Annotated in this window: 5 protein-coding genes and 1 pseudogene; 4 read left to right on the top strand and 2 right to left on the bottom strand. The window is 51.8% G+C overall.

All coding sequences use genetic code 11. The features are described from left to right. Positions 1 to 114 (top strand): annotated as a pseudogene (locus tag QMZ18_RS36735) (IS481 family transposase); the annotation flags it as partial. A gap of 51 nt (positions 115 to 165) precedes the next feature. Here the strand turns inward: QMZ18_RS36735 and QMZ18_RS36730 are convergent. Continuing rightward, positions 166 to 726, bottom strand: a complete 561-nt coding sequence (locus QMZ18_RS36730; RefSeq protein ID WP_282611412.1) for a hypothetical protein — start codon at positions 724 to 726, stop codon at positions 166 to 168. Between the two features lie 476 nt (positions 727 to 1,202). On the opposite strand from QMZ18_RS36730, the gene QMZ18_RS36725 reads away from it, so the two are divergent. From QMZ18_RS36725 to aac(6'), 3 genes are all read left to right on the top strand, one after another. Next, the gene (locus tag QMZ18_RS36725; RefSeq protein ID WP_282611411.1) at positions 1,203 to 2,570 is read left to right on the top strand and encodes a coproporphyrinogen-III oxidase family protein; all 1,368 of its coding nucleotides are present in this window, start codon (positions 1,203 to 1,205) and stop codon (positions 2,568 to 2,570) included. 80 nt (positions 2,571 to 2,650) lie between these two features. Beyond that, complete coding sequence (locus tag QMZ18_RS36720; protein ID WP_282611410.1) at positions 2,651 to 3,583, top strand: DMT family transporter; 933 nt, start codon at positions 2,651 to 2,653, stop codon at positions 3,581 to 3,583. Between the two features lie 94 nt (positions 3,584 to 3,677). Then, entirely contained in the window at positions 3,678 to 4,124 is a 447-nt protein-coding gene (aac(6'), locus tag QMZ18_RS36715; RefSeq protein WP_282611409.1) for an aminoglycoside 6'-N-acetyltransferase, read from the top strand. Positions 4,125 to 4,252: 128 nt separating this feature from the next. Here the strand turns inward: aac(6') and QMZ18_RS36710 are convergent. Next, the coding region (locus QMZ18_RS36710; protein ID WP_282611408.1) for a transposase at positions 4,253 to 5,114 on the bottom strand (862 nt) is incomplete at its 5' end.

Raw genomic sequence — 5,114 nt, 5'->3', positions numbered from 1 at the left:
TACTACAACAATGAACGCACTCATCAGGGTAAAATCTGCGAAGGTCGAACGCCAATGCAGACCCTGGTGGAAGGCAAAACTATCTGGAAGGAAAAGTTTGTAGACCAAACCTGACCTGACAGACGCCACATCAAAACCGCTAACTGTCAGATCGAGTCTGAACTACTACAGGTTAGATAGTACATCATCAAGGTCGAACCACTTCTCAAACCACTCAGCAATATCGCCATCTTTTAGACAAGCAATATCGTGCTGTACCCGAACAGCGTCCCATTGCATGCCATGCACAAAAAGGTCAGCTTTTCCAATCCGTTGAGTGATAGTATCGAATGACAAGGTTCGAGCTGGCGCAAGCTCCACTACCTTTTGTTCTTCACCGCCCGTTAGGAAGTCAACGCAATACACCCGGTTATACAACGGACTTTCGTCGCCTAACTGCAATTTGAGCTCGGAAACACCATTTTTATAGAGCTTTTGCTGTTCACTGATGAATTCCAACAGTTGTTGAACATAGTGCTCGCGTACTGTCGAAAACAAATTCTCGATACTCATAGGGTAAAGTGTGGAGGAGTTACCAGATAAGATCAATAAGGGCTCCTTCCAGTCATTAAATGCGATCTCACCGAACGTCCGCTTGTATGGAAGCTGACATTCGCTGCGTGGCGCACGAATTGGCGCTGTGCGGACAAAGCGGCCGTCGGATGAATGCCGGCTTTCGGAAGGCAACAGCTAAAGTCACCAAGATGTTGTCCACGCTGTCGGACGATCGAAATGTCGGGCACCTTGGCGGTCTTTTTCGCGACGGAACCCGGGTTGTCGCCGTCGAAGGTGAAGAGAAAGCGCAGTTTTCTTGTCCGTCTCTGCATTTGAGCCATTCAACCTCTTCTTGAGCCCACTTCGACACTTCAGACTCGTAGTAGGCAAGTCAACCCTTGTCTGTTGCTTATGCAACAAACGCCATCAGGGTCAGGACAGATGAGTGCGCGCACCAGCGAGCGCCAATACCGGGCTCGAACGACTGACTCTTTTTAGGGGAAACTGTGACACTTTTTTAAACCTTGCGCTTTAACTCCAGTGATGCTTAACAATTAGAGGTGGCTTTCTAACAGGGTGTATTGCAATTATGGATGGCCGTGAGAGGTAATTCTGTTGCGATGAGTGGAGCGTCGTCTTTGGAGCAATTGACGTAGGGGTGTTTTACAATGGCTGCAAGCAAGCAATTACACAATGTGCCTGCATTTCCTTGGGGAAGTGCGCTGACGAAAGAGGACCTCAATACTGAACGAGGTTTTGTTTTTCAGTATCCACCATTTCCGGCATTGGACGGCGCAACTTCTGGCGATCAGTCTCCTCTCGGTCCTACCGCGATCTACTTCCACATTCCATTTTGTTCTTACCGGTGCTCGTATTGTTACTACGCAATCTCTCTCAAAGACGACGAAGATGACACAAAGCGGTACATCAACAACCTGGCTACCGAAATAGATAGAGTCTCCGAGCGAGACGGGCTAACAAAACACCCTTCCACGATTTTTGTGGGTGGAGGAACTCCGACCTTTTTGAGTTTGAATTCGACCGAGCTTTTTCTTGATAAGCTCTTCGACAGATTCGAGACGGAAAATCTTATTGAATTCAGTTTCGAGTCCGACCCTACCACTATCACCTTAGAGAAAGTTCGACTCCTTCGTGACGGTGGTGTCAACCGGATGAGCCTCGGGGTTCAAACCTTCTCAGACGCCCTAAATCAGCTAAACCAAAGGCACCATTCCCGAGAAGACACCGTAAAGGCTATCGAGGCGATGCGAAAAGGAGGAATCGAGAACCTCAACCTGGATATTATTTGCGGGTTAACTGGGGAAACACCCGAGAATTTTCGTGGTACTATTCAGCTTGTCATAGATACTGCGCCTCCGCATATCACCATGTATCTGTTCAGCTTCAGACCTCAAACCATAGCGTTCAGCAAAACCCATACAAGTAAGGTCCCGCTCCCTCCTTCGGAAGAAGACCGCATCGGAATGTATCTGTATGCCAGGGAGAGGTTTTTGGAAGCCGGATATATTCAAACGACCCCCAACTGTTTTATAAGAGCACCAGAGTTCGAACAGATCCATCAAAGAAATGCATGGGACTCTCATCCTTTAATAGGCTTCGGCAACTCAGCCTATTCTTTTACAGGAGAAATTGTCCGGCAGAACGTTCGTCCCTCTAAGCAATACAACAATCTTATCGAATCGAATGTTGATACGACTGAAGTCTTCAAAAGGCTGTCGCATTATGAACAGATGATCAGATACGTAGTGCTTCGGTTTAAGCAGCTGAACGTACCATTGGCTGAGTTCATGGATAGGTTCGGCTTCGACTTCCTCGAGCTATTTTCAGGCCAGGTGTCAAATCTGAACGACTGCGGCCTAATTGAAGTCTCCAATGGCAAGGTCAGCCTCACGAAATCTGGGATTCTCTATGTTGATGATGTTTGCCGAAGCTTCTATAGCGACGACACCATTGAGAACCTGACGGCCGCATCAGATGTTTCTAAGCGATCCCCCCTCCGCGCGTCTCTGGTTTAGCATAGCAATGATTTTCGGGGGGGCTTGGTAATATGCTATCCGAAAGGCGGGCTTTCCCGAGAGATGGAAACGAAACTTTATTGACAAAAATCCGCCAGGGGAATTTCAGGCTCTTCGTTGGTGTGTTCTTCGCCGTAGCAGGGGCCAGTCTCTTCGCCACAAAGAGCATTATCGTCAAGCTCAGCTATGAGGCCGGGATGACAACAGAGGAACTGATGGCAGCGCGGTATGCGTTCTGCCTTCCTGTTTACTTGTTGATGTCTCTGATAGCTGTTCGCAACAAAAAGCTTCCGGCAATTGATCGGAAAGTGGAGTTTGTGTCGACAGCCGTCGTCCTGGGTGTCCTGGGATACTGGCTTTCAAGCTACTTTGATTTCATTGGTCTTAGATACATCGACGCGAACGTCGAACGGATGGTTCTCTTCACCTATCCACTCCTCACGATATTCTTTGGCTGGATCATCTTCGGACATCGCTTAGGCCGTGTGGCAGTCGGAGGATCCGTTTTCGCATATTGCGGACTCGGCTTGATGTTCGCTTTCAACGACGACTTGGGCGCGACCTTTACCCTGGGTGTCATCTTCGTGTTTCTCGCCGCAATCTGTTTCGCGCTTTTCCAGTTGAACGCAAAGCGGGCGATCATGGTCGGAGGAGCCACGCTTACGACGGCGATCATGATGTCGGCAGCATGTCTGGCTGCGCTTGTTGCCTATGTCGTTTCGAACGGCATTACCGTGCCAGAACTGACCTCCCGGCTACTCGTTTTGATCCTCATACTCTCTATCGGTGGTACCGTGCTCCCCTCGCTATTGTTTGGCTTTGCTCTTGAACGAATTTCGAGCGAGCTCAATGCTTCCCTCGGCGCCTTGGGACCGATCATTACCCTGGCCTTAGCTGCAACGATTTTAGGGGAGTCCATGTCGCTGTTGCCCATCGTCGGCGCTGCCATCGTGCTGGCGGGTGTTTCCCTGGTCACTATCTCGGAAATTCGCGCGAAGCGGCCGTCCGGATAACGGTGGCACCGGACAATCTGCTATCCCAATAGTATAGGGTCACATCAGCTCATTCCGATTTGCCGACCTCCCGGAAAGCGGGCAAAATCCGACGATGCCGATACGGATCGCAACGACCACGGATATCGAAGCCTGGGCTGAGCTCCGCGTCCGGCTCTGGGCGGACATGACATACGAGCAGCACCGGGACGAAGCCGCGGCGATGCTCGCCAGGCCATCCGGCGAATTCGTCGCCTTCCTGGATCTTGCCGATGGAACCGGCATCCGTGCCTTTGCCGAGGCCGCGTTGCGCCACGACTACGTCAACGGATGCCAGACCTCACCGGTCGCTTATCTCGAGGGTATCTTTGTCCGTCCCGAAAACCGGGGCGCTGGCATCGGCCGGGATCTGCTGAAGTCGGTCCTGTCCTGGGCGCAGCAGCAGGGATGCTCCGAGCTCGCCTCCGACGCGGATCTCGACAACCTGATAAGCCACGCCTTTCACCGATCCTTGGGCTTCGAGGAAACCGAGCGCGTCGTCTATTTTCGCAAACTACTTTAGGCGGGTTTTTGCGCTCCGATGGCCTTCGTGACTTTCGCGGCATCTGTCGTTGTGGGCTAATTCCGTTGAAAAAGTCTTTGGCTAAAGTCCTCGACGTGTGTTCTCAAGAATAGATATGCGTGCTTCTCTCATGCTGGTTTGGGCGCTTTCGGCATCGGAAAGAGTTTTGCGAGTTTTCTGAGGTTTTGTGCGGTTGCTGCAAGGAGAAATTCGTCGTTTGCGCCACAGGGGCCGCGTAATCTCAACCTGCCGAGGCCCAGAATGCGTTTGAGATGGGCAAACAGCATCTCGACCTTCTTTCTCATCCGGCAGGAGATGGCGTATTCCTCGGTCTTCGCGATATCGCGGGCCATCTGGCGAGCGGCTTCATACTCCGAGCGCATGAGCCTGCGTGGTGCACCCTTCGGGCAGCATTGATCCTTCAAGTGGCAGACTTCGCATTCGGCCTTGATGGCACCGTATTTAATAAAGCTGGTGTCCTTTGGTTCATGCCGGATGGTCTGGAATTGCCGCCTCTTCTGGCGCAGTTCCTTTCCTGCAGGGCAGGTGAAAGCATCGGTTGCAGGGTCGTAGGCAAAGTCTTCGCGTGAGAAGGTTCCGTCCGTCCGCTTCGACTTGTCGATCACTGGGATATGCGGCTCGATCCCGCGTTCTTCGACCAGCCAGCCGAGCATCTCGCCAGACCCGTAGGCGGTGTCGGCGATCAGGCTTTCGGGCCATAACCCAAAGCGATCATGAACGCGCTCGATCATGGTGCGCGTGGCGAAGGTCTCGCCCGTACGAACTGAGCGGCTCGCTTGAACATCGACGATGATCGCGTGGTCCGTATCGATCAGATAATTGTTGGAGTAGGCAAAAAACGCCGGACCGTGGTGGGCCGCCGTCCATTGGCTGGATGGGTCGGAATGGGAGGTTGTCAATGCCGATTGAAAAATGGTCAGAAGTGCCGAAGTAAAAATGGCCAGTTTTAGGTTTGGTTCAGTTTGGTTT

It is taken from the genome of Pelagibius sp. Alg239-R121 (genome assembly GCF_947331435.1).
Classification (GTDB): Bacteria; Pseudomonadota; Alphaproteobacteria; order Kiloniellales; family Kiloniellaceae; genus Denitrobaculum.
Note: the sequence above shows the minus strand (reverse complement) of the source record. Positions and strands in the feature narration are given on the sequence as shown.